This is a genomic window from Acidiphilium cryptum JF-5 (assembly GCF_000016725.1).
In the GTDB taxonomy this organism is placed as follows: domain Bacteria; phylum Pseudomonadota; class Alphaproteobacteria; order Acetobacterales; family Acetobacteraceae; genus Acidiphilium; species Acidiphilium multivorum.
In genome coordinates, this window is record NC_009484.1 from 2619631 (window position 1) to 2644141 (window position 24511).

Annotated in this window: 17 protein-coding genes; 9 read left to right on the top strand and 8 right to left on the bottom strand. The window is 68.4% G+C overall.

Going from position 1 to position 24511, the window contains the following annotated elements:
• Positions 1–68 precede the first annotated feature (68 nt).
• A complete protein-coding gene (locus tag ACRY_RS14405; RefSeq protein ID WP_012040015.1) occupies positions 69–2360 on the top strand; it encodes an FdhF/YdeP family oxidoreductase in 2292 nt (763 codons plus the stop codon).
• Positions 2361–2476: 116 nt separating this feature from the next.
• Here ACRY_RS14405 and ACRY_RS14410 read toward each other — a convergent pair whose 3' ends face one another.
• The 5 genes from ACRY_RS14410 to ACRY_RS19765 all read right to left on the bottom strand — a co-directional run bounded on the left by ACRY_RS14410 (position 2477) and on the right by ACRY_RS19765 (position 7497).
• Positions 2477–3202, bottom strand: a complete 726-nt coding sequence (locus tag ACRY_RS14410; protein ID WP_012040016.1) for an MIP/aquaporin family protein — start codon at positions 3200–3202, stop codon at positions 2477–2479.
• Positions 3203–3237: 35 nt separating this feature from the next.
• On the bottom strand, positions 3238–4737 hold the full coding sequence (gene glpK / locus ACRY_RS14415; protein WP_007424080.1) for a glycerol kinase GlpK: 1500 nt from the start codon (positions 4735–4737) through the stop codon (positions 3238–3240).
• Positions 4738–4867: 130 nt separating this feature from the next.
• Entirely contained in the window at positions 4868–6409 is a 1542-nt protein-coding gene (gene glpD / locus ACRY_RS14420) for a glycerol-3-phosphate dehydrogenase (protein WP_012040017.1), read from the bottom strand.
• Positions 6410–6526: 117 nt separating this feature from the next.
• Positions 6527–7333, bottom strand: a complete 807-nt coding sequence (locus ACRY_RS14425; protein WP_012040018.1) for a DeoR/GlpR family DNA-binding transcription regulator — start codon at positions 7331–7333, stop codon at positions 6527–6529.
• Positions 7333–7497, bottom strand: coding sequence for a hypothetical protein (locus ACRY_RS19765; protein WP_013640796.1), 165 nt, complete (start codon positions 7495–7497; stop codon positions 7333–7335). Before ACRY_RS19765 ends, ACRY_RS14425 begins: the two co-directional genes overlap by 1 nt.
• 130 nt (positions 7498–7627) lie before the next feature.
• Between ACRY_RS19765 and ACRY_RS14430 the strand changes: the two genes are divergently transcribed.
• The 3 genes from ACRY_RS14430 (at position 7628) to ACRY_RS14440 (ending at position 11640) form a co-directional block, all read left to right on the top strand.
• The gene (locus ACRY_RS14430) at positions 7628–9145 is read left to right on the top strand and encodes a methyl-accepting chemotaxis protein (protein ID WP_012040019.1); all 1518 of its coding nucleotides are present in this window, start codon (positions 7628–7630) and stop codon (positions 9143–9145) included.
• A gap of 128 nt (positions 9146–9273) precedes the next feature.
• Positions 9274–10149 (top strand): glutathione-dependent disulfide-bond oxidoreductase, encoded by an 876-nt coding sequence (gene yghU, locus ACRY_RS14435; RefSeq protein WP_012040020.1) that lies wholly within the window; start codon positions 9274–9276, stop codon positions 10147–10149.
• Between the two features lie 90 nt (positions 10150–10239).
• Entirely contained in the window at positions 10240–11640 is a 1401-nt protein-coding gene (locus ACRY_RS14440; protein ID WP_043509220.1) for an aldehyde dehydrogenase family protein, read from the top strand.
• A gap of 23 nt (positions 11641–11663) precedes the next feature.
• Here ACRY_RS14440 and ACRY_RS14445 read toward each other — a convergent pair whose 3' ends face one another.
• From ACRY_RS14445 to ACRY_RS14455, 3 genes are read right to left on the bottom strand one after another with little or no spacing between them, the layout of a single operon-like run.
• A complete protein-coding gene (locus ACRY_RS14445; protein ID WP_012040022.1) occupies positions 11664–13124 on the bottom strand; it encodes a gamma-aminobutyraldehyde dehydrogenase in 1461 nt (486 codons plus the stop codon).
• Positions 13105–14655, bottom strand: coding sequence for an amino acid permease (locus ACRY_RS14450; RefSeq protein WP_012040023.1), 1551 nt, complete (start codon positions 14653–14655; stop codon positions 13105–13107). Before ACRY_RS14450 ends, ACRY_RS14445 begins: the two co-directional genes overlap by 20 nt.
• Before the next feature lie 21 nt (positions 14656–14676).
• Positions 14677–15762: an AraC family transcriptional regulator gene (locus tag ACRY_RS14455; RefSeq protein ID WP_050751123.1), complete on the bottom strand. Its 1086-nt coding sequence runs from the start codon at positions 15760–15762 to the stop codon at positions 14677–14679.
• Positions 15763–15969: 207 nt separating this feature from the next.
• On the opposite strand from ACRY_RS14455, the gene ACRY_RS14465 reads away from it, so the two are divergent.
• The 5 genes from ACRY_RS14465 (at position 15970) to ACRY_RS14485 (ending at position 24461) form a co-directional block, all read left to right on the top strand.
• A complete protein-coding gene (locus ACRY_RS14465; protein ID WP_196796269.1) occupies positions 15970–17352 on the top strand; it encodes a glutamine synthetase family protein in 1383 nt (460 codons plus the stop codon).
• A gap of 6 nt (positions 17353–17358) precedes the next feature.
• Positions 17359–18528: an iron-containing alcohol dehydrogenase gene (locus ACRY_RS14470; RefSeq protein WP_012040026.1), complete on the top strand. Its 1170-nt coding sequence runs from the start codon at positions 17359–17361 to the stop codon at positions 18526–18528.
• A gap of 148 nt (positions 18529–18676) precedes the next feature.
• Entirely contained in the window at positions 18677–19756 is a 1080-nt protein-coding gene (locus ACRY_RS14475) for a GGDEF domain-containing protein (RefSeq protein WP_007424365.1), read from the top strand.
• Between the two features lie 32 nt (positions 19757–19788).
• Positions 19789–23208, top strand: a complete 3420-nt coding sequence (gene dnaE, locus ACRY_RS14480) for a DNA polymerase III subunit alpha (protein WP_007424364.1) — start codon at positions 19789–19791, stop codon at positions 23206–23208.
• 83 nt (positions 23209–23291) lie between these two features.
• Positions 23292–24461, top strand: a complete 1170-nt coding sequence (locus tag ACRY_RS14485; protein WP_007424363.1) for an acetyl-CoA acetyltransferase — start codon at positions 23292–23294, stop codon at positions 24459–24461.
• Positions 24462–24511: the final 50 nt, after the last annotated feature.

Consider the following 24511-nt stretch of genomic DNA (forward strand, 5'->3'; position numbering starts at 1 on the left):
GTGTTCCGCCGCCGGTTGCATCGCCACCTCCGCCCTCCATGTGAATCGGGCCACGGAAGGAGGACAGGATGGCCAATCCCGACGATATCTTCGCCCCCTACGATGCTCCCGCCGGAGGCTGGGGCGCGCTCGCCGCCACCGCCCGCGCGCTGCGCCAGCAAAGTGCCGTCGCCCGCGGCAGCCGCGCCCTGCTCGCCACCAACCAGCCCGAAGGATTCGACTGCCCCGGCTGCGCCTGGCCCGACCCGCGCCACACCTCCTCCTTCGAATTCTGCGAGAACGGCGCAAAAGCGGTCGCCTGGGAAGTGACCGACCGCCGCGTCACCCGCGATTTCTTCGCGCAAAACACCCTCGCCGATCTCGCGAAGCAGTCCGACCACTGGCTGGAAAGCCAGGGCCGCCTGACCGAGCCGATGCGATACGACCCCGCGACCGACCGGTACGTCCCCATCGCCTGGGACGACGCCTTCGCCATGATCGCCCGTCACATCGCCGCGATGGACCACCCCGACCAGGCGGAGTTCTACGTCTCCGGCCGCACCTCGAACGAGGCCGCGTTCCTCTTCGCCCTGCTCGGCCGCCTGATCGGCACCAACAACTTCCCCGATTGCTCGAACATGTGCCACGAGCCCACCAGCCGCGGCCTGCCGCAGTCGATCGGCATCGGCAAGGGCACCTCGACCCTCGAGGATTTCGAACACGCCGACATGATCCTCTCGATCGGCCAGAACCCCGGCACCAATTCCCCGCGGGCGATGGGCACGCTGCGCGACGCGGCAAGGCGCGGCGCGCGCATCGTTGTGCTCAACCCGCTGCGCGAGCGCGCGCTCGAACGCTTTGCCGACCCGAAGGACGCGGGCGACATACTCACCAATCGCGGCCAGCGCATCGCCCATCTGTATTGCCAGGTGAAAGTCGGCGGTGACGTTGCGGCGTTGAAAGGCGTGATGAAGCTGCTGGTCGAGGCCGACCGCAACGCTCGGGCGAACGGCCGCACCCCGGTTCTCGATCACGACTTCATTGCCGCCCACACCAGCGGATTCGACGCTTTCGTTGCCGATCTCGACGCCACGGCCTGGGACGCCATTCTCGAGACGTCCGGCCTCTCGCGGGAGACCCTGCAGCAGATCGCCGACATCTACGCGGCGTCAAGGAACGTCATCCTGATGTACGGCATGGGAATCACCCAGCATCGTCACGGCTCGCAGAACATCCAGCAATGCGTGAACCTGCTGCTGCTGCGCGGCAATATCGGCCGGCCGGGGACGGGCATCTCGCCGGTGCGTGGCCATTCCAACGTGCAGGGCGACCGCACCGTCGGCATCGACGACCAGCCCTCGGCGGCGTATCTCGACCGTCTCGGCAAGGTCTTCAACTTCGAGCCGCCGCGCGAACATGGCCATAATGTCGTCACCGCGCTCGAGGCCATGCTGCGCGGCGACGTTCGCGTCTTCATCGGCATGGGCGGCAATTTCGCCGCCGCCGTGCCGGACACGCCGCTGGCCGATGCCGCGATGCGCCGCATCGGCCTGACCGTCAGCGTGGCGACCAAGCTCAATCGCGGCCATGTCGTGCACGGGCAAGACGCGCTGATCCTGCCCTGCCTCGCCCGCTCCGAGCTCGACCCGCAGAACGGCGTCCTGCAATCGGTGACGATCGAGGACTCGATGAGCATGGTCCATGCCTCCGGCGGCCTGCTGGAGCCCGCGAGCCCGCAGCTGCGCTCGGAGGTCGCGATCGTCTGCGGCATGGCGAAGGCGATCCTCGGCGACCGGCCCCCCCGGATCGACTGGGATGGCTATGTCGCGGACTATGCCCGCATCCGCGACGATATCGAGGCGGTCTATCCCGATCTGTTCCATGATTTCAACGAACGCCTCCGCCAGCCCGGCGGCTTCCGCCTCTACAACCCGGCCAGCGAGCGGGTGTGGAAGACGGATACGGGCCGGGCGAATTTTCTCGTCTTCCGCGGCGTGGCGGAAGATCCGGCGCGGGAGCGGAATCCCGGCACGCTGCGCCTTGCCACGCTTCGCAGCCATGACCAGTACAACACCACGATCTACAGCCTGGACGACCGCTATCGCGGCGTGAAGGGCGACCGGATGGTGGCCTTCATGAACGAGCAGGACATGGCCGAACGCGGCATCGCCGCGGGCGACAGGATCCGGCTGCGAACCGTCTCGGAGGATGGCGTGGACCGGTCGGTCGGGAATCTCACCGCCCTGCCCTACAATATTCCGAAAGGGTCGATCGGCGCCTACTATCCCGAAGCCAACCCGCTGCTGCCGCTTTACCACCACGACGAGCTTGCGCTGACGCCGGCGGCGAAATCCATTCCCGTCATCGCCGAGGCGATGTGAAAAACCCGCCCGGAGGTTTGCTCCGGGCGGGCGCGATCACGCGAGCGTACGTGACTCTGACTGATCCCGAAATTCACGCGAGAATTTCAGGAGCGGATAGCTGGCGGCATTTCTGCTCACATATGGAAAGCGGCCATGGCAAGCCCGGCCAGCGCCGCGCCAATCACCGGCCCGACGACAGGGATTGCAGCATAGCCCCAATCCGACCCGCCCTTGCCCGGGATCGGCAATACCGCATGGGCGATGCGCGGCCCGAGATCACGCGCCGGGTTGATCGCATAACCGGTCGTGCCACCGAGGGACAAACCGATCCCCCAGACAAGCGCCGCGACCAGATAGGGGCCGATGCCATCCGCAATCCCGTGGGGCGAGGCCGCCTTCGAGAAGATCGCACCGATGATGAACGTCAGTGCGAAGGTGCCGATAATTTCGCTGATCAGGTTCGCGACCGTGTTCCGGATGGCCGGTGCAGTGCAGAACACCGCGAGCTTCAGACCCTGATCCGGCGTTTCCTTCCAGTGCGGCAGGTATTGCAGGAAGACGAGAATGCCGCCGAAGAATGCTCCCAGAAAATCCCCCGCAATGGCCTGCGGAATTCCGGTCCAGTTATTGTGATCCACCGCGATGCCGATCGCGAAGGCCGGATTGATATACGCAGCCGGACTACCGCAGGCCTTGGCGACGAACACACCCGCCAGCACCGCGAAGGCCCACCCCGTCGTTATGACGATCCAGCCCGAATTCTGGGCCTTGGAATGGTTAAGCAGCACACCGGCCACGACACCGTCACCGAACAAGATCAGTGTCGCGGTGCCAAGGAATTCACCCGTGAAAATGGACATTTCTTGATTTCTCTTGATGACTGGTTTGTTTTTCGTCAATCGACCCAGGCGAAGGAACGCTGCACGGCCTTCTTCCATGAGCGATAGTATTTTTCGCGCGTCTCGGCGGGCATTGACGGCTCCCAGGTCTTGTCCACGCCCCAGTTGGCGCGCAGATCCTCAAGATTCGCCCAGTAGCCGACGGCGAGGCCGGCGGCGTAGGCGGCACCCAGCGCGGTGGTCTCGGTCATTTTCGGGCGGACCACCGGGGCGTTCAGGATGTCGGCCTGGAACTGCATCAGCAATTCGTTGGCGACCATGCCGCCATCGGTCTTCAGCGCCGCGAGCCGGATGCCGGAATCCTCCTGCATCGCCTCGACGACGTCGCGCACCTGGTAGGCGGTGGATTCGAGGGCGGCGCGGGCGAGGTGGGCGCGGGTCGCATAGCGCGTCAGCCCGGCGATGACGCCGCGGGCGTCGTCCTTCCAGTAGGGCGCGTAGAGCCCGGAGAACGCGGGCACGATATACACATCGCCATTGTCCTCGACGCTGCGGGCGAGCGGCTCGATCTGCGGGGCGACGTCGAACAGTTTCAGGTTGTCGCGCAGCCACTGCACCAGCGCGCCGGTGATGGCGATCGCTCCCTCCAGCGCGTAGCGCGGCTTCTCGTCGCCGAGCTGGTAGGCGAGCGTGGTAAGCAGCCCGGCCTTGGACTGCACGGGCTCGGTGCCGGTGTTCATCAGCAGGAACGAGCCGGTGCCATAGGTGTTCTTCGCCTCGCCGGGGGCGAAGCAGGTCTGCCCGACCAGGGCGGCCTGCTGGTCGCCCAGCATGCCGGCGAGTTTCGTGCCTTGCAGCGGGGCGGTGCGGATTTCGCCATAGACGGCGGAGGACGGCACGATCTTCGGCAGGCAGGCGCGCGGAATGCCGAACGCGTTCAGCATGTCGTCATCCCAGGCGCAGGTCGCGAGGTCGATCAGCATGGTGCGGCTGGCGTTGGTCACGTCGGTCACGTGGTGGCCGCCATTCACGCCACCCGTCAGGTTCCAGGTCAGCCAGGAATCGACGGTGCCGAACAGCGCGTCGCCCGCCTCGGCCTTGGCCTTCGCTCCTTCGACATTGTCGAGAATCCAGCGCAGCTTCAGCCCGGCGAAATAGGTGGCCAGCGGCAGGCCGGTCTTGGCGCGGAAGCGGTCCTGCCCGCCATCGCGGGTGAACTGCTGGACGAGCTGGTCGGTGCGGGTGTCCATCCAGACCAGCGCGTTGCAGAGCGGCTGGCCGGTCTTGCGGTCCCACAGCAGGGTGGTCTCGCGCTGGTTGGTGATGCCGACGGCGGCGAGGTCGGACGCGGTGAGGTTTGCCCGCGCGAGGGCGGCGCCGATGACCTCGTTGGTGTTGGAGAGAATCTCCATCGGGTCGTGCTCGACCCAGCCCGGCTTCGGATAGATCTGCCGGTGCTCCTTCTGGGCGACGGAAACGATGTTCCCGCCCTTGTCAAACACGATGAAGCGCGAGCTCGTCGTGCCCTGGTCTATGGCCCCTACATAACGCGACATTTTATTCCTCCCTTTGCTGGCAACGATGTGAACTAACGTCCGGGTAGCAGTGCAGCCGGCTCTGGCGCGCCCCTGGCGCGGCGGGCGCCGGATTCCGCCGGACTCCGGAATTTCTGTTGCGCCTCGCGCATCATGCGTGGGCGTCCTGTGCGGCGAGGGTCTGCATGAACCGCTCGACAGCGGCGATCTCGGCATCGCTCAGCCGCAGGCCGAACTTGCTGCGGTGCCACACCACGTCCTCCGCGGTCAGCGCGAATTCGTGGGCGTGCAGGTAACGCAGTTCCGCCTCGGTCAGGTCGGCGCCGAAGATGGCGCCGAGATCCTCCGCCCGCCGCGCATCGCCGAGCAGGACGCGCGCGCGGGTGCCATAGGCCCTGACCAGCCGCGCCGCGGTGGCCGGCGCGAGGAACGGATAGTCGCGCAACAGCGCCGCCACCTGGGCGTCGAACCCGTCGGTCGGGAAATCGCCGCCGGGCAGGGGCTCGTCGCCGGTCCAGCCCTGCTTCCGCGCGGTGGCGGGCGGCAGGTGCGGCGCGAGCTTGCCGAGCACCGATTCGGCCAGGCGGCGGTAGGTCGTGATCTTGCCGCCGAAGACCGAGAGCAGGGCGGGGCCATCGGCCGGCGCGTCCATCTCCAGCACGTAGTCGCGCGTGGCGGCCTGGGCTTTCGAGGCGCCGTCGTCATAGAGCGGGCGGACGCCGGAATAGGCCCAGACGACATCCGCCGGCGTGACCGGCTTCGTGAAATAGGCGCTGGCGGACTCGCAGAGATAGGCGATCTCGTCAGCCGAGGCGCGCACCTCGGCGGGGTCGCCCTGATAGTCGCGGTCGGTGGTGCCGATCAGGGTGAAATCCCGCTCATAGGGGATGACGAAGAAGATGCGGCCATCGGCGTTCTGGAAGATGTAGCAATGATCCTCGGGGTAGAGCCGGGGAACGACGATGTGGCTGCCCTGGACGGCGCGCACCGAGGCCGGCGTGTTCGCCCGCAGCACCTTCTGCAGCACCTCGGCGACCCAGGGCCCGGCGGCGTTCACCAGGGCGCGGGCGCGCACCGTGCGGGTTTCGCCGCTGCGCTCGTCGCGCACGGTGAGGGTCCACAGCCCGCCCTCGCGCGCGCCGCTGATGCAGCGGGTGCGCGGCTCGATCACCGCGCCCCGATCCGCCGCATCGCGCGCGTTCAGCACGACGAGGCGCGAATCCTCCACCCAGCAATCCGAATATTCGTAGGCGCGGACAAAGCGCGGATCGAGCGGGCGGCCGGCGGGATCGCGCCGCAACCGCACCACGCGCGTCGGCGGCAGTTTCTTCCGCCCGCCGAGATGATCGTAGAGAAAGAGGCCGAGCCGCAGCATCCAGGCCGGGCGCAACCCCTTGTGGTGCGGCAGCACGAAGCGCAACGGCCAGATGATGTGCGGCGCGATGCCCCACAGCACCTCGCGCTCCATCAGCGCCTCGCGCACCAGCCGGAACTCGTAATATTCGAGATAGCGCAGGCCGCCATGGATCAATTTGGTCGAGGCCGCCGAGGTGGCGCCGCCGAGATCGCCCGCCTCGCAGAGAAAGACCGACCAGCCGCGCCCCGCCGCATCGCGCGCGATGCCGCAGCCATTGATGCCACCGCCGATGATCGCGATGTCGTGGACCACTGAAGTGTCCGTTGCGGACGCCATCAGGCAAACCTCCCGCGTTTGCGTTTCGTATTCGATCGCTTGTCGAAGCGAACGTTAATACGAACAAAAACCGGGCGTCAACACTCAAAACGAAATATGAAACGAATATCGACCGACTCAGTCGGCCGTGTCGGCGTCTTCCTCCCCCGCCGTTTCCACCACTTCGATGCCGAGACGTTCGCAGAGTTCGCGGCTTTCGGGCGTGCGCAGCCGGTCGGTCACCAGCACGTCGACATCCTTCAGATGCGCGATCCGCACCGGCGCGGAGCGGGTGAACTTGCTGCTGTCGGCCACCAGCATGACCCGCCTGGCGCATTCGATGATTGCGCGGGAGACCTGCACCTCGCGGCTGTCGAAATCGAGGAGCGTGCCGTCGCGGTCGATCGCCGAGGTGCCGATCACCGCGAAATCGGCGCGGAACTGGCGGATCTGCTCCACCGTCGTCGCGCCGACGATGCCGCCATCGGCCCGGCGCACCGTGCCGCCCGCCATGATGAGCTCGACGCCGGGCAGGCGATACAGCTCCGCCGCCACATGCAGGTTGTTGGTGATGACGAGCAGGCCGCTGTGTTGCGCGAGCGCGCGGGCGACCTCCTCGGTGGTGGTGCCGAGATTGATCAGCAGGGAGGAATTGTCCGGGATCAGCCGCGCCGCCGCCTCGCCGATCAGCTGCTTGACCGGCTGCGCCACGAGCTTGCGCGCGTCATAGGCGAGATTGGCGACGCTGGAGGCGATCATCGCGCCACCATGCACCCGGGTCAGGCGGTGGACCTCGCACAATTCGTTGAGATCGCGCCGGATCGTCTGCGGCGTCACGCCGAAGCGCGCCGCCAGATCCTCGACCGAGACCCGCCCGGCTTCCTGCAACAGGCTCATGATCTCGGCCTGTCGGCGGCTTCCCGCGCGGGGCGAGGCGCCGTCCATCACCGGCGCGCCCGCTGCAGGTCCGAATTGGTGCTCATCGTCATGGTCATCTGTGTCTCCCTTCCGCGGTAGCCTTTGTCGCGCAGCGGGCCGCCGAATGCCAGCCGCCCGAAACGAACATCCCGATCCTCGGCTTCAATGTTCGTTTTCCGGAATTCGAACATTCGCCTGCTGTGCAGATCAAGCCTGGTCGAATGCAGTATCTCAATAATCGAAATTAAAATTGTAACGTTAGGCGGCTCTTAATTATTCGAAAACATAGATATTTGCATTCAACAGAATGGGTCAACCACGATGAACACTTGCCGGGAAACGTTCGCGCAGCGACTGGAATTCATCGGGCTCGACGAACAGGTCAGGGGCCGTCTGCGGGACATGCAGCCGGTGCTTGCGCAGGCGGTGCCGGCCGCACTCGCGGATTTCTACGAGCGCATCCGCCGCAGCCCGGAAGCCCGTGCCTTCTTCGCCACCGACGCCTCGATCGGCACGGCCCGATCCCGCCAGGCCGGCCACTGGACCCGCATCGCCGAGGCGCGGTTCGACACCGACTATGTCGACGCCGTCACCCGAGTCGGCGAGGTGCACGCCAGGATCGGGCTCGAGCCGCGCTGGTATATCGCCGGTTACGCGCTCATCCTCGAACAGATCATCGCCGGCGTGCTCGATTCGCGGAAACCGAAACGGCGCCCCCTGTTCCGCCGCGACGCCGAAACCAGCCCGGCCGCCGATCTCGGCGCGCTGGTCAAGGCCACCTTCCTCGACATGGATCTCGCGATCGCCGTCTATCTCGAGGAACTCGACCGCCGGCGCCGCGAGGCCGAGGACAAGGCGGCCGCGACCAACCGCGTGGTAATGGATACGCTCGGCCGCGCCCTTACCGCGCTGGCCGAGGGCAACCTGTCCTACCGCATCACCGAAGGGCTGCCGGAGGACTATCATCGCCTGGCCGACGATTTCAACGGCGCCCTCAGCCGCCTGTCGGACAGTCTCTCGGGCGTCCGCAAGAGCACCGGCGAGATCAACAACGGCGTCGACGAGATCGCCCGCGCCGCCGAGGATCTCGCCCGCCGCACCGAGCAGCAGGCCGCCAGCCTCGAACAGACCAGTGCCGCGCTCAACGAGATCACCTCCGGCGTGCAGAGCACGGCGGAGAACGCCGCGCGCGCGAACACCGCGGCCCAGACGGCCAACGCCGCCGCCGACAGGTCGCACAATATCGTCGCCAACGCCGTCGCCGCGATGCGGCAGATCGAAACCTCCTCGCGCGAGATCGACCAGATCATCGGCCTGATCGACGAGGTGGCGTTCCAGACCAACCTGCTCGCGCTCAATGCCGGGGTCGAGGCCGCGCGCGCCGGCGATGCCGGGCGGGGCTTCGCCGTCGTCGCCTCCGAGGTGCGCGCCCTCGCCCACCGCTCGGCCGAGGCCGCGAAATCGATCAAGGAACTCATCGCCCGGTCCTCGAAACAGGTGGGCGACGGGGTTCGCCTGGTCGGCGAGACCGGCGCCGCGCTGGAGACGATCGCGCAGAACGTGGTCGCGCTCGAACAGCTCATCACCGAGATTTCCGGCTCCGCCAACCGCCAGGCGCGCAGCCTTGCCGAGGTGAATGCCGCCGCCGGGCAGATGAACCAGGCCGTGCAGCAGAACGCCGCCATGGTCGAGCAGACCGCGGCCGCCACCGTGTCGCTGAAGGAGGAAACCGCGAAGCTCGCCGCGCAGGCGGCGGGCTTCCGCACGGCGCAGGACGCGCCGCCCACTGCGATCCGGCGCAGTGCCGCGCGGCCGCACCCGGTGCCCGTGCCCGCCTGATCGACCCCGCGCCAGGGGCCTGAAAAACGCGCCTCCTGGCCCCATCTCCCGTCGCGCGTGCCATCCGGCACAATCGGCGCAGCCCCGCCGGGCTGACGATTCCAGAATTTGAAACGTGGAGACAGACCATGACGAGCGAGACCGCCTACACACCCCCGAAAATCTGGACGTGGGAGCAGCCCAGCGGCGGACGTTTCGCCAGCATCAACCGCCCGATCGCCGGCCCCACCCATGAGAAGGAACTGCCGGTCGGCCGGCATCCGCTCCAGCTCTATTCGCTCGCGACGCCGAACGGGGTGAAGGTCACCGTCATGCTCGAGGAGCTGCTCGCCCGCGGCCATGCCGGCGCCGAATACGACGCCTGGCTGATCCGCATCGGCGAGGGCGACCAGTTCGGCAGCGGCTTCGTCGCCGCCAACCCGAACTCCAAGATTCCCGCCCTGGTCGACCATGGTGGCGGCAAGCCCCGCCGGGTGTTCGAGTCCGGCGCCATCCTGCTCTATCTCGCGGAGAAGTTCGGCGAATTCCTGCCGAAGGACCTCGATGCGCGAACCGAATGCCTCTCCTGGCTGTTCTGGCAGATGGGCAGCGCCCCCTATCTCGGCGGCGGCTTCGGCCATTTCTACGCCTATGCGCCGGAGAAGTTCGAATATCCGATCAACCGTTTCGCGATGGAAACCAAGCGCCAGCTCGACGTGCTCGACCGCCGGCTCGCCGAGGCGGAGTACCTCGCGGGCACGGAATACACGATCGCCGACATGGCCGTCTGGCCCTGGTATGGGGGGCTCGTGCTGGGCTGGCTCTACAACGCGGCCGAATTCCTGCAGGTGCATGAATACCGCAACGTCGTGCGCTGGGCCGAACAGATCCTGGCGCGTCCCGCCGTCCGCCGCGGCCGCATGGTCAACCGCACCTTCGGCGACCCCGCCGAGCAGCTGCACGAGCGGCACGACGCCTCGGATTTCGAAACCCGCACGCAGGACAAGCTCGTCCCGCAAGGCTGACGGGCCGGCCCGCCATTCTGCGCTCTGATGTCATTGCCGGGCCGCGCGGCGGCGTGGCAGACTGCGCGGGCGCAGAATGGAGTTCCCGCCGTGGCCGAGCATCCCCGGATTCACCGCATCCTCTCCCCCGCCGACGGCACCGAGGTCGCCGCCCGCGCCCTTGCCGGGCCGGCGGAGATCGAGCAGGCGCTGGAGCGGGCCGCCGCCGCGCAGAAGGCCTGGCGGCGCGTCGGCCTCGCCGAGCGCATGGCGATCTGCGAGCGCTTCGTCGCGCATTTCACCGCCAATGGTGCTGCGATCGCCGCCGAGATCAGCGCGCAGATGGGACGGCCGGTAAGCCAGACACCGGGAGAAATCCGCGGTGTCGCCGAACGCGCGCGGATGATGATCTCGCTTGCCGCGGAGTCGCTCGCGCCGGTCCGGCCCGCGCCGGTCGCCGGCTTCGAGCGGTTCATCACCCGCGAGCCGCTCGGCGTCGTCTTCGTCATCGGCGCCTGGAACTATCCCTATCTGATCACCGTCAACAGCGTCGTCCCCGCGCTGCTCGCCGGCAACGCCGTGGTGCTGAAACAGGCCTCGCAGACGCTGCTCTGCGCCGAGCGTTTCGCCGCGTCCTTCGCCGCCGCCGGCCTGCCCGAGCACGTCTTCCAGGTGCTCCACCTCGCCAATGCCGACGCCGAGGCGGTGATCCGCGATCCGCGCGTCGATTTCATCGCCTTCACCGGCTCGGTGGCGACAGGCCATCGCGTCGTCCGCGCCGCCGCCGACCGCTTCGCCGGCATCGGCCTCGAACTCGGCGGCAAGGACCCCGCCTATGTCCGCCGCGATGCCGACATCGTCCACGCCGCCGACAACCTGGTCGACGGCGCCTTCTTCAATTCCGGCCAGTCCTGCTGCGGGATCGAGCGCATCTATGTCGACGCCGCGGTGTATGACGACTTCATCGCCCGCTTCGTCGAGACCACCAACGCCTATCGCCTCGGCCATTCGCTCGACCCCGCAACCACGCTCGGCCCGATGGTCAACGCCGCCGGGGCCGATTTCGTGCGCGGGCAGATCGCCGAAGCCCTCGCCGCCGGCGCCACCGCGCTGATCGACGAGGCGCGGTTCCCCGAAAGCCGGCCCGGCACGCCCTATCTCGCGCCGCAGGTGCTGGTGAATGTCGATCACCGGATGGACGTGATGCGCAGCGAGAGCTTCGGCCCGGTCGTCGGCATCATGAAGGTCGGCTCGGACGAGGAGGCGATCGGCCTGATGAACGACAGCCCCTATGGCCTCACCGCCTCGGTCTGGACCCGCGACATCGAGGCCGCGACGCGCATCGGCGGCGCGATCGAGACCGGCACCGTGTTCATGAACCGCTGCGACTATCTCGACCCGGCGCTGGCCTGGGTCGGGGTGAAGGATTCCGGCCGCGGCTGCACCCTGTCGCGGATCGGCTTCGAGCATCTGACCCGGCCGAAATCCTTCCACCTGAAAAAAGCACCCTGACGCATCGTCCGGCGCGGGCGGGATCAGTCCAGCCGGACCATGACATGGCGGACCACGGTATAGTCCTCCAGCGCATAGGCCGAGAGGTCCTTGCCGTAGCCCGACCGCTTCAGCCCACCATGCGGCATTTCGTTGGCGAGCATGAAATGGCAGTTCACCCAGGTCGCGCCATAGCGCAGCCCGGCGGCCAGGCGCATCGCCCGCCCGACATCGCGGGTCCAGACCGACGAGGCGAGGCCGTAATCGGAATCGTTCGCCCAGACGATCGCCTGCTCCGGATCGGTGAAGCGCGTCACTGACACGACGGGGCCGAACACCTCGCGGCGCACGATCTCGTCGTCCTGCGCGGCACCGGCGACCACGGTGGGTTCGTAGTAGAAGCCGCTCCCCGCCGCATCGCGCCCGCCGGCGACGACCTCGACATGCGGCAGCGCCGCCGCGCGGGCGACGAAGCCGCCCACCCGCTCGCGCTGGCGCGCCGAGATCACCGGGCCGATATCGTTCTCCGAATCATCCGCCCGGTCGTAGCGGAGCTGCGTCACCGCCGAAGCGAGGTCGGCCACGAACCGGTCATAGACCTTCGCACCGGCATAGACCCGGCAGGCCGCCGTGCAGTCCTGCCCGGAATTGTAGTATCCGAAGTCCCGCACCGCGGCGACGGCGGCGTCGATATCGGCGTCGTCGAAGACGATCACCGGCGCCTTGCCGCCGAGTTCGAGATGGGTGCGCTTGATCGAGGCCGAGGCCGCCTGGATCACCCGCTCGCCGGTGCCGATCGAGCCGGTCAGCGAGATCATCGCAATCCCCGGCGCGTCGATCAGCGCCTGGCCGGTGCTCGGCCCGCGGCCCGAAATCACGTTGAGCACGCCCTCGGGCAGGATGCCGGCGGCGATCCGGGCGAGCTTCAGCGCGGTCAGCGGCGTCAGTTCCGAGGGCTTGAGCACGACCGTGTTGCCGGCGGCGAGTGCCGGGGCGATCTTCCACGCCGCCATCATCAGCGGATAGTTCCACGGGGCGATCTGCGCGACCGGGCCGACCGGATCGCGCCGGATCATCGAGGTATGTCCGGCGAGATACTCGCCCGCCGCACTGCCCGACAGGCAGCGGGCGGCGCCGGCGAAGAAGCGGAAACAGTCGACGATGGCGGGCATCTCGTCGCGCAGCACGGCCGGGCGCGGCTTGCCGCAGTTCAGCGCCTCCAGCGCGGCGAAGTCCTCCGCCTCGGCCTCGATCGCATCGGCGAAGCGCAGCAGCATCGCCGCGCGCTCGGCCGGCGGCAGCGCCGCATAGGCCGGAAAGGCGCGCCCGGCGGCTTCCACCGCGCGGGCCACCTGGCCGGCATCCGCCTCGGCGATCTCGGCGATGACGGCGCCGGTCCGGGGATTGACCACCGGCACCGGCGCGCCCGCGCCCGCCTCGAACGCGCCGCCGATCAGCAGTTGCGTGGGCAGGGATGCAACCATCTCAGCCTCCCGTCCCTTCATGGACCGCGCGTTCCTCGGCCGCGATTTCCGCCGCCCGGCTGGCGATCGCCTCGCGGCTGATCGGCGGGCCGGGGAAGCGCACCCGCGCCACGCCGAACCAGAGCACCAGCATCAGCACGATCAGGCCGAGACCGTAGGTGATCAGGATATTGTTGGGCGGCTGGATGCCGATATAGATCAGCACGAACACGCCGATGATCGAGATGACCGCAAGCGGCTTCGAGAGCGCGCCGAGGCGGAACGGGCCGAACTCGGTCCAGGTCTTGCCCTCCGCCAGCAGCCCGGCCGCGACCGGCATGGCGTAGGAGATGTAGAGGAACATCGCGCAGCCCGCCGCCAGCGCCGCGAAGGCCGGCGAATACAGCGTGGCCGCGACGGAGAGCACCGCCGTCAGCCAGATCGCGCCGACCGGCGTGCGGTGCGTCGGGCTCACCCGCCGCCAGATCGCGTGGCCCGGCAGCCCGCCATCGCGGGCGAAGGCGAAGATCATCCGCGAGGTCGAGGTCACCCCCGCCAGCGCGCAGAGATAGTTGGCGACGACGATGCCGACATAGAGCAGGTATTTCACCGGCAGGATCACCGGCAGCCCGGCGAGCAGGTTGAAGAACACGTTGCCGCCCTGCGCCGCCGCCTTGCCGAGATCCGGCATCGCCAGCAGGATCGAGGCCTCCATCACCAGGCCGAACGCGAACGACCAGAACACCGAATTGATGATCCCGCGCGGCACGGTGCGCCTTGCGTTCACCGTCTCTTCCGAGGTGTGGGCCGCGCCGTCGAACCCGGTAATGGTATAGAGCGGTAGCAGCAGGCCGAGCATGAAGAGGTAGAACAGGTTGCCGCTATGCGGCACCACCCCGCCGCCGGCCTTGCCGGAATAGTTGATGAAGGTGAACAGCCGCGAAAAATCGTAATGCTGCGCGCCCACCAGCATCGCGATGGTCAGCACGATGGCGATGAAGAAGATCAGGTAGCCGGAGAAATCGGTCAGCCGCGTGGTGGTGCGGATGCCCATGTGGTTGAACGCGCCCTGGCTCGCGGTGATCAGGATGACCGCGATGGTCTGCTGCCAGAACCCCCAGTGCGACGTGTCGATATGGAACATGTTGCCGAGGATCAGGCTGGTGAACAGATCGTAGGCGCCGACATTCACCGAAGCGACGACGAAGATCAGCCCGAGCAGGTTGACGAAGGCGGTCGCCCAGCCCCAGCCGCGCCCGCCGAGGATCGAGGACCAGTGATAGAGCGCGCCGGCCGTCGGATAGGCGGAGGCGATCTGCGCCATCGACAGCGCGATCACCATCGAGAAGATCGACCCCACGATCCAGCCGACGAACACGCCCCCCGGCCCGGCGGCGGAGAACGCCGCCTGGAACGAGGTGATTCCGCCCGCAAGGATGCAGATGATCGAAAAGGCGATGGCGAAGTTGGAAAACCCGTGCATGCGCCTGGAGAGTTCCTGCGCATAGCCCATCTTGTGCAGCGTTGCGGTATCCTCCGCGAGGATCCGCGCCTCATCTTGGTCGTTCGACATCTCCGTCTCCCATGTTGACCGTCAGGCCGTGTGCGCCGGGCTTTCCCGCCCGGTCGTGCTGTCGGGCGCCGCGCGGGCGCCGAGCTTGCGCCGCACCGCCTCGGGCGAGGCGCCGTGCAGCCGGCGGCAGGCCCGCGAAAAGGCGCTCACCTCGGAATAGCCGAGCAGTTCGGCGATCGTGGCGATCGAGAGATGCGGCTCGGCGAGATACATCAGCGCGAGCCGCGCCCGCACCTGGTCGATGCAGTCCGAATAGGTGAGCCCGTGCTCGGCGAGGCGGCGCTGCAGCGTCCAGCGCGGCAGGCCGAGGCTCGCGGCCACGCGGTCGATCCCGGCCGGCCCCTCTGGCAGCTTCCGGCGGATCTCGCTGGTCACCGCGCCGAGCAGGTCGCGCGGCCCGCCGCCGCCGCCGATCCGGCGCAGCTCCTCGGCCAGTGCGGCGAAGCGCGCCGGGTCGCGCGCCGGCATCGGCCGCTCCAGCCCCGCCGCGCGAAAGCTGATCGCGTTCGCCGGCGCGGCGAAGAACACCGGCGCGCCGAACGCCGCCGCATGCGCCTGCGCCTGTTCCGGCGCCGGATGCTCGAACCACACCTCCTCGATCTCCAGCGCGCCGCCGAGCGCGCGCCGCAGCAGGTTGGCGAACATCCCCATCGTCAGCTCGGCATCCTGCCGGCGCGACCAGATCCGCGGATCGACGATCCGGTATTCCAGCCGCAGCGAGCGGCCCTCCCGCGCGAGGCGGGTTTCGGTATTCTGCTGGTGCTGGATGAAATGCCGGGCGAAGGCGGCAAGCCCGGTGCCGACATCCGGCGCCGCCAGCGCGAGCTCGCCGATCAGCCCGAGCGCCTCCGGCTGGAACTGCTGGCCGAAGCGCAGGCCGAAATGCGAATCCCCGCTGCGCGCCGCCGCCCGTTCCATCATCGCGACATAGCGGGCGAGCGGCACGGTCGCGCGCGGGTCCTCGAGGTCGCGCGGATCGAACCCCGCCTCGCCGAGCACGAGGTCCGGATCCGCCCCGGCTCCGCGGATGAACGCCGTCACGCCCGACGCCGCGGCGGCGAGCACATGGCAGGATGTCGATCCGGACGCGGCGGCAGGCAGACCCATGATCCCCTTCAAATCCGACGATGCCGCACCAGAATGCCGGGCGGCGCGGCGGTTGCGCAACGAAATTCGGCAGCGTGCCGACTGTGGCAAATTCCACCCCGGCCGGCTTTGACATTAGAACACAATCCCGCGCGCGGCGCCCGCTTGTCGCCGAATGTCAAGATCGTCACACTGCGGCCATGCGATGTTCCGCCGGGAGGTGCGATCATGAACAACGATCTTTCTGCACAAAACATCACCGCGTCCGGCGGCATGACGCTCGACGAGTTGCGCGCGGCGGTCGATGCCGGGGCGATCGACACGATCGTGATGGCGGCGCCGGACATGCAGGGACGGCTGCAGGGCAAGCGGGTGATGCCCCGCTTCTTCCTCGACAACGTCCTGGCCGACGCCTCCGAGGGCTGCAACTACCTGCTCGCCGTCGATGTCGAGATGACGCCGGTCTCCGGCTACGATTTCGCCTCATGGGACCGCGGCTATGGCGATTTCGTCTTCCGCCCCGATCTCTCCACCCTGCGCCGCGCCGCCTGGCAGGAAGGAGCCGCGATCGTGCTCTGCGACATCGCGCTGCATGACGGCACCCCGGCGCCGGTCGCCCCGCGCAGCATCCTGCGCCGCCAGCTCGACCGCCTCGCCGCCGCCGGCCTCACCGCCCTCGCCGCGACCGAGCTCGAATTCATGCTCTTCCGCAACACCTATGAAGAGTGCATGCGGCGCGGCTATCGCGACCTCGATCCCGCCAATCTCTACAACGTCGACTATTCGATCCTCGGCACCGCCAAGGTGGAGAAGGTCATCCGCGCCATCCGCAACGCGCTGGAGGCGTCGGGAATCCGCGTCGAGAATTCCAAGGGCGAGTGCAATCTCGGCCAGCACGAGATCAACTTCGCCTACGCCACGGCACTGGAATGCGCCGATGGCCACGTGATCTACAAGGAAGCCGCGAAGGAGATCGCCCAGTCGCAGGACCACGCCATCACCTACATGGCGAAGTTCAACGAGCGCGAGGGTAATTCCTGCCACATCCATCTCAGCCTGCGCGATGAAGCGAACCGTCCGGTCTTCGCCGCAGGCGGGGGCCACGCGCCGGAATTCGGCCATTTCCTCGCCGGCCTCGCCGCCCACGCCGCCGAGCTTTCCGTCCTGTTCGCGCCCAACATCAACTCCTACAAGCGCTACGCCGTGGGCAGCTTCGCGCCGACCGGCCTGGTCTGGGGGCATGACAACCGCACCTGCGCCTTCCGCGTGCTCGGCCACGGGCGGTCGCTGCGCGTCGAGAACCGGCTGCCGGGCGGCGACGTGAACCCCTATCTCGCGCTCGCCGGCATGATCGCCGCCGGGCTCGACGGCATGGAACGCCGCCTGCCGGCGCAACCAGCCTTCACCGGCAACGCCTATCACGGCGACCTGCCGCGCGTGCCCCGCACGCTTTCCGACGCCCTCGCCCTCTGGCGCCACAGCGCCTTCGCGCGCGAGGCGTTCGGCGAGCAGGTGGTGGCGCATTACGCAAGGATGGCCGAGGTCGAGGTCGAGACCTTCGCCGCCGCGGTGACCGACTGGGAACGCATACGCTGCTTTGAAAGGATGTAACCCGCGATGACCATTCTGCAGGGAACCTGGCGCTTCCCCACCGAGGTGCTTGCCGGGCCGGGCCGCATCGGCGAACTCGCCGCCCGCGCGCGCGATCTCGGCGCCCGCCGCGCGCTGCTCGTCTCCGACGCGCAGGTGGCGAAACTGCCCTTCTTCGCGCCGCTGGAGGCCGGCTTCGCCGCCGCCGGCATCGCCACCGCGCGCTTCACCGGCACCCACCCCGACCCGCTGGCGAGCGACGTCGCCGCCGGCGTTGCCGCCTTCCGCGCGCACGAGGCGGACCTCGTCGTCGCGATCGGCGGCGGCAGCGCGCTCGATTGCGGCAAGACCATCGCCCTCGCCGCCGCGACCGACCGGCCGCTCTGGGATTTCGAGATCACCCTCGCCGCCCCCGCGCTCGACCGGCCAATGGTGCCCATTCTCGCGGTGCCGACCACCGCCGGCACCGGCTCGGAAGTCGGCCGCGCCTCGGTCATCACCGACGAGGAGGCCGCCCGCAAGGTGATCCTGCTGCACCCGCAGATGCTGCCGCGCCTCGTCGTGCTCGATCCCGAACTCACCATCGGCCTGCCCGCGACCCTCACCGCCTGGACCGGGATGGACGCGCTCGCCCACAATCTCGAAGCCTATTGCATCGACGCCTGGCACCCGATGGCGGACGGCGTCGCGGTCGAGGGGATGCGGCTGATCCATGGCAGCCTCGTCACCGCGACGACCGATGGCCGCAACCTCGCCGCCCGCGGCACCATGCTCGCCGCCGCCTCGATGGGCGCGACCGCCTTCCAGAAGGGCCTCGGCGCGATCCATTCGCTCAGCCACCCGATCGGCGCGCACTGCCACGCCCATCACGGCCTGACCAACGCCGTGCTGATGCCCTACGTGCTGGAATTCAACCGCCCGGCGATCGAGCCGAAAATCGTGCAGGTCGCGCGCTGCCTCGGCATCGGGGGCGGGTTCGAGGGCTTCCGCGACTGGGTGATCGACCTGCGGAAGGCGCTTGGCATCCCGCACACGGTGGAGGCGCTGGGCGTCACCGCGCCGATGCTCGACCAGCTTTCCGAGGAAGCCTTCCGCGATCCGAACACGCCGGACAATCCCCGCCCGGCCGACACCGCCGCCCTGCGCCGCATCCTCGCCGCCGCCCTCGAAGGCCAACTCGACGGCCTGTCCCGCTGAACCGTGACCGTTTCCGTTCCATGCGCGGGACGGAAACGGCGCGTCTCAATATGCGACTATTTTCTTATTATTGTATAACAGCCAAGAATGACTTGTTGTCATCGCCGGATTTAACCGGGGCTTTACCTGTGGATGATAGCAATGACTCATGCAACAGGTGATCAACCGGTCTCCTCTTTCTGACAACGCGCCCGACGACGACAGCAATGTCGCGATCATCGGCGTCGCGCAGGCCGTCTGGGCCGAGATGGCGCTGCATGGCATCGTGCCGACGCCGCACGCCTATGAGATCTGTTTCGCCTATCGCAGGGGCGACAACCCGACCCTTTGCGACTTTATCGACCAGCACCACCCGAATCTTGCGAACCTCACGCCGGACGCGATCGAGTCGCTGCACGCGCGCTTCTTCAATGACTCGTCCGTCAGCGAGGACCTCGCGAGCAACGTGCTGGGTCTGCAGGAAGCCGCGGACACGCTTGTCGGCCATATCACCGGCAATCAGTCCGCGCTCAGGGACTATGGCGACACGCTCGCCGGCTGGGCGAAACGCCTCGACCATGAGCCGACCATCGCGAGTCTCGTTGCCGCGGTCGCGGCGCTGACGGCGGAAACCACCCGCGCCGCCGCGCGCAACCGTGCGCTCGAGGAAAAACTCGCGAACTCGGTCCAGCGGATCAACCGGCTAAGGCAGTCCCTCAGCGTCGCCCGGGCGGAAGCCACCACCGATTCCCTGACGGCCATCACCAACCGCCGCGCCTTCGACACCAAGGCACGGCGGTTCATCACCCAGACGCGCGGCGCGGCCCCGCTCGTCGCCTGCCTCGTCCTGTTCGATATCGACAACTTCAAATGGTTCAACGACGTCCATGGCCACCAGACCGGTGACCTGATCCTCCGCCTCGTCGCGCGCCTGCTGTCCGACAGCGTCAAGGGCCGCGACACCGTCGCCCGCTATGGCGGCGAGGAATTCGCGGTGCTGCTCGCCGGAGCAGATCTCAGATCGGCCATTTCCGTGGCACGGCAGATCTGCCAGTCGATGGCCGATCGCAAACTGGTCAAGCGTTCCTCAGGCCAGCAGCTGACCCAGGTTACCCTGTCCGCCGGCGTCGCCCAGTTCATCGGCGGCGAAAACCTCGCGAGCTGGGTCAGCCGCGCGGATGCGGCACTCTACCGGGCCAAGGAACTCGGCCGCAACCGCGTCTGCAGCGAACTCGACCTGGCCGGCTGACCGGCCCGGCCGGTTCGTGCTAGAGCGGCCTCATGCCGCACGCCGATTTCGTCCATCTCCGCGTCCACTCCGCCTATTCCCTCTCCGAAGGCGCCATCAAGCCGGACAAGATCGCCACCCTCGCGCGCGACAACGCGATGCCCGCCGTCGCCATCACCGACACCTCGAACCTGTTCGGCTCGATCGAGTTCTCCCAGGCCTGCATGGGCAAGGGCGTGCAGCCCATCGTCGGCTGCCAGATCGGCCTTGCCCGAACCGACCTGCCGCGGCTGCCGCCCGACCCGCTGGTGCTGCTCGCGAAGGACGCCACCGGCTTCGCCAATCTCTCGAAACTCTCCTCCCGCAGCTTTCTCGACACCGAACCCGGCCTCCGCCCGCAAATCAGCCTCGATACGCTGCGCGACCATCACGAGGGCCTGTTCCTCCTCACCGGCGGCCGCTTCGGCCCGGTCGGCCGCCTGCTCGGCGACGGCCAGCGCCCCGAGGCCGCGCGCCTGCTCGCCGCCCTCGCCGAAACCTTCCCCGACCGTCTCGCTGTCGAGCTGGAACGTCACGACCTGCCAACTGAGCGCGCGGTCGAGCCAGGGCTGATCACGCTGGCGGACGAAGCCGGCCTGCCGCTCGTCGCCACCAACGAATGCTTCTTCGCCACCGAGACGATGCACGAGGCGCATGACGCGCTGCTCTGCATCGCCGAAGGCCGGGTTCTCTCCGAGGCCGAGCGCCGCCGCGTAACACCGCATCACTGGTTCAAGCCGGCGGCGGAGATGCGCCGCCGCTTCGCCGACCTGCCCGATGCCTGCGACAACACGCTGGCCATCGCCCGGCGCTGCGCGATCGCCGCCCCCACCCGCAAGCCGCTGCTGCCGATCTGCCCCAAGGTGCGCGACGGCGCGACCGAGGCGGAAACCCTCCGCGCCATGGCCGAGGAAGGCCTCGCGCTCCGCCTCGCCGCGATGAACGCCGATGCGGCGACGGCGGCGAAATACCGCGAGCGCCTCGCCCTCGAACTCGGCATCATCGAGCAGATGGGCTTCCCCGGCTACTTCCTGATCGTGGCCGACTTCATCCAGTGGGCGAAATCCCAGGGCATCCCGGTTGGCCCCGGCCGCGGCTCCGGCGCCGGCTCGCTCGCCGCCTGGGCGCTGCTGATCACCGATATCGACCCGATCCCCTTCAACCTGCTGTTCGAGCGCTTCCTCAACCCCGAGCGCGTCTCGATGCCGGATTTCGACATCGATTTCTGCCAGGAGCGGCGCGACGAGGTGATCGCCTATGTCCGCCGCGAATACGGTGCAGACCGCGTCGCCCAGATCATCACCTTCGGCAAGCTCCAGGCCCGCGCCGCGGTGCGCGACGTCGGCCGCGTGCTCGGCCTGCCCTATGGCCAGGTCAACAAGGTCGCCGAGATCGTGCCCAACAACCCGGCCAAGCCGATCCCGCTGGCCGAGGCCGTGGATGCCGAGCCCCGCCTGCGCGAGATGCGGGACTCCGATGAATCGGTGAAGCGCCTGATCGAGATCGCGATGCAGGTCGAGGGCCTCTACCGCCACGCCTCCACCCATGCCGCCGGCGTCGTCATCGGCGACCGCCCGCTGGACGAGCTTGTCCCGCTCTACAAGGACCCGCGCTCGGACATGCTCATCACCCAGTATTCGATGAAGCATGTCGAACAGGCCGGCCTCGTGAAGTTCGACTTCCTCGGCCTGACCACGCTGACCATCATCAGCCGCGCGCTGAACTTCCTCGACGGCCTCGGTACCCCGGTCGACATCGCGAAGATCCCGCTCGACGATGCGAAAACCTACGAAATGCTCTCCCGCGCCGAGGCCGGCGGGGTGTTCCAGTTCGAAACCCAGGGCTTCCGCGACGTGCTGCGCCAGATGCGCCCCGACCGGTTCGAGGACCTGATCGCCGCCGTCGCCCTCAACCGCCCGGGCCCGATGGCCAACATCCCCGCCTATTGCGCCCGCAAGCACGGCGAATCCTGGGAAAGCCCCGACCCGTCGATCCACGAGATCCTCTCCGAGACCTACGGCATCATGGTCTACCAGGAGCAGGTCATGCAGATCGCCCAGAAAATGGCGGGCTACAGCCTCGGCGCCGCCGACCTGCTGCGCCGCGCCATGGGCAAGAAGATCCGCGCCGAGATGGAGGCGCAGCGGAAAATCTTCGTCGAGGGCGCGGTCGCGCGCGGCACCGCCGAGGCCAAGGCCGTCGAGGTGTTCGACCTGATGGCGAAATTCGCCGATTACGGCTTCAACAAATCCCACGCCGCCGCCTACGCGCTGGTCTCCTACCAGACCGCCTGGCTGCGCGCGAACCACCCCGCCGCCTTCATCGCCGCGTCGATGAGCCTCTCGCAAGCCAACCACGAGAAACTCGCCGCCCTCAAACAGGACGCGGTGCGGATCGGCATTCCCGTCCTGCCGCCTGACATCAACGCCTCTGCGGCCGATTTCACCGTCGAACGCCAGGCGGACGGCACGCTCGCCATCCGCTACGCCCTCGCCGCGATCAAGCGCGTCGGCGCCGGCGCGATGCAGGACGTGGTGCGCGCCCGCGCCAACCGCCCCTTCGCCGACCTCGCCGATTTCGCCGCCCGCGTCGATCCCCGTGCGCTCAACAAGGCGCAGATCGAGCAGCTCGCCCGCGCCGGCGCCTTCGACCGGATCGACCCCAACCGCGCCCGCGTCGCCGCCGGCGCCGAGCTGCTGGTCCGCCGCGCCCAGGCCGAGGCCGAGTCCCGCGCCTCCGGCCAGATCAACCTGTTCGGCGACGCCGCCGCCCCCGAACCCCTGCCCCTGCCCGACGTGCCGGACTGGCCGGCCTTCGAGCGGCTGAGCTTCGAGGCCGAGGCGGTGGGCTATCACCTTACCGCCCACCCGCTCGATGCCTACGACACCGTGCTGCGCCGCCTCGGCGTCGTTCCCTCGAACCTGATCGAGGCACGGGCGAAGGCCGGCATCGGCCGGGTCAAGCTCGCCGGCGCCGTGGTCGGCCGCAAGGAGCGCACCACCCGCACCGGCAGCCGCATGGCCTGGGTCATGCTGTCCGACCAGGCCGGCGGCTTCGAGGTCACGCTGTTCTCCGAACTCCTTGCCACCGCGCGCGAGCTGCTCGCCGAGGGCGCGATGCTGCTCGTCACCGCCGATCTGCGGCTCGATGGCGAAAGCCTGCGCGTCACCGCGGTCGATGTCGAACCGCTCGACAAGGCGGCGGCCAATGCCGGCGCGGGGCTGCGCATCACCGTCGAGGGGCGCGAGGCGCTCGGCTCGATCCGCGCGCTGCTGGAGCGCGAGGGCCGCGGCAAGGGCCGCGTGCTGCTCGCCCCGCGGATCGACACCGGTGCCCGGCTCGACATCGCGCTGCCCGGCGGCTTCAACGTCTCGCCCCGCCTCGCCCAGGCGATGAAAATGATCCGCGGCGTCGCCGAGGTGGCGGAGCTCTGATCCGCCATCTTGCCCTCGGCGGCAGGCGCGTCCCATATTCGTGAAAACGCCGCGCGCTTGCGCGGCACCGCGAGGAGACCACCATGACCAGCACCGCCATCGCCGGCTGGGCGCACACGCGTTTCGGCAAATCCGACAGCCCCGATCTCGAGGATCTCCTGGCCGAGGCCGCCACCGGCGCCATCGCCCATGCCGGGATCGACCCGAACGAGATCGACGCCGTCTTCGTCGGCAATTTCAACAACGGCTTCACCAGGCAGGATTTCCCCTCCTCGCTGCCGATGCAGGCCGTCCCCGAACTCCGCTTCAAGCCGGCGACGCGTTACGAGAACGCCTGCGCCTCCGGCTCCGCCGCCATCCATGCGGCGCGGGATTTCATCGCCGCCGGCCGCGGCCGCATCGCGCTGGTTCTCGGCGGTGAGAAGATGACCGCCTGCCCCAAGGAGCAGGTCGGCGAAAACCTCCTCGGCGCCTGCTACCGGCGCGAGGAGGGCGACATCCAGGCCGGGTTCGCCGGTGTGTTCGGCCGCATCGCCGAGAGCTATTTCCAGCGCTTCGGCGACCAGTCCGACGCGCTGGCCGCCATCGCCGCGAAGAACCACCGCAACGGGGTCGACAATCCCTACGCGCAGATGCGCCGCGATCTCGGCTTCGAGTTCTGCCGCCGTGAATCGGAAAAAAATCCTATCGTCGCCGGCCCGTTGAAGCGCACCGACTGCTCGCTGGTCAGCGACGGCGCCGCGTCCCTCATTCTGACCGACGAGGACACCGCCCGCGCCTTGCCGCAGGCCGTGCGTTTCCGGGCCGCCGCCCATGTGAATGATTTCCTACCGCTCTCCCGCCGCGACCCGACAAGGTTCGAAGCCGGCGAACGCGCCTGGGCGCAGGCGCTCGCCGCCGCCGGCCTCACGCTGGACGACCTGTCCTTCGTCGAGACGCATGACTGCTTCACCATCGCCGAGCTGATCGAATACGAGGCGATGGGCCTCGTCCCGCGCGGCCAGGGGGCGCGCGCCGTGCTGGAGGGCATCACCGCGCCGGATGGAAGGCTGCCGGTCAACCGCTCCGGCGGGCTGAAATCCAAGGGCCACCCGGTCGGCGCCACCGGTGTCTCGATGCATGTGATGGCGGCGATGCAGCTCACCGGCACCGCCGGCGACATGCAGCTCCCCCGCGCCGACCTCGCCGGCATCTACAACATGGGCGGCGCCGGGGTCGCCAACTACGTCTCGATCCTCGACCGCCTGAACTGACGGTTTCCCGAACCCCCCGCACCCGACCCGCCTCGCGCCGGGCCGGGTGC

Bases quoted from the DNA above. Each gene is read 5' to 3' on its own strand.
- ACRY_RS14405 (WP_012040015.1), top strand. From the start codon at position 69: ATGGCCAATCCCGACGATATCTTCGCCCCCTACGATGCTCCCGCCGGA.
- ACRY_RS14410 (WP_012040016.1), bottom strand. From the start codon at position 3,202: ATGTCCATTTTCACGGGTGAATTCCTTGGCACCGCGACACTGATCTTG.
- glpK (WP_007424080.1), bottom strand. From the start codon at position 4,737: ATGTCGCGTTATGTAGGGGCCATAGACCAGGGCACGACGAGCTCGCGC.
- glpD (WP_012040017.1), bottom strand. From the start codon at position 6,409: ATGGCGTCCGCAACGGACACTTCAGTGGTCCACGACATCGCGATCATC.
- ACRY_RS14425 (WP_012040018.1), bottom strand. From the start codon at position 7,333: ATGGACGGCGCCTCGCCCCGCGCGGGAAGCCGCCGACAGGCCGAGATC.
- ACRY_RS19765 (WP_013640796.1), bottom strand. From the start codon at position 7,497: ATGTTCGAATTCCGGAAAACGAACATTGAAGCCGAGGATCGGGATGTT.
- ACRY_RS14430 (WP_012040019.1), top strand. From the start codon at position 7,628: ATGAACACTTGCCGGGAAACGTTCGCGCAGCGACTGGAATTCATCGGG.
- yghU (WP_012040020.1), top strand. From the start codon at position 9,274: ATGACGAGCGAGACCGCCTACACACCCCCGAAAATCTGGACGTGGGAG.
- ACRY_RS14445 (WP_012040022.1), bottom strand. From the start codon at position 13,124: ATGAAGGGACGGGAGGCTGAGATGGTTGCATCCCTGCCCACGCAACTG.
- ACRY_RS14450 (WP_012040023.1), bottom strand. From the start codon at position 14,655: ATGTCGAACGACCAAGATGAGGCGCGGATCCTCGCGGAGGATACCGCA.
- ACRY_RS14455 (WP_050751123.1), bottom strand. From the start codon at position 15,762: ATGGGTCTGCCTGCCGCCGCGTCCGGATCGACATCCTGCCATGTGCTC.
- ACRY_RS14465 (WP_196796269.1), top strand. From the start codon at position 15,970: ATGAACAACGATCTTTCTGCACAAAACATCACCGCGTCCGGCGGCATG.
- ACRY_RS14470 (WP_012040026.1), top strand. From the start codon at position 17,359: ATGACCATTCTGCAGGGAACCTGGCGCTTCCCCACCGAGGTGCTTGCC.
- ACRY_RS14475 (WP_007424365.1), top strand. From the start codon at position 18,677: ATGCAACAGGTGATCAACCGGTCTCCTCTTTCTGACAACGCGCCCGAC.
- dnaE (WP_007424364.1), top strand. From the start codon at position 19,789: ATGCCGCACGCCGATTTCGTCCATCTCCGCGTCCACTCCGCCTATTCC.
- ACRY_RS14485 (WP_007424363.1), top strand. From the start codon at position 23,292: ATGACCAGCACCGCCATCGCCGGCTGGGCGCACACGCGTTTCGGCAAA.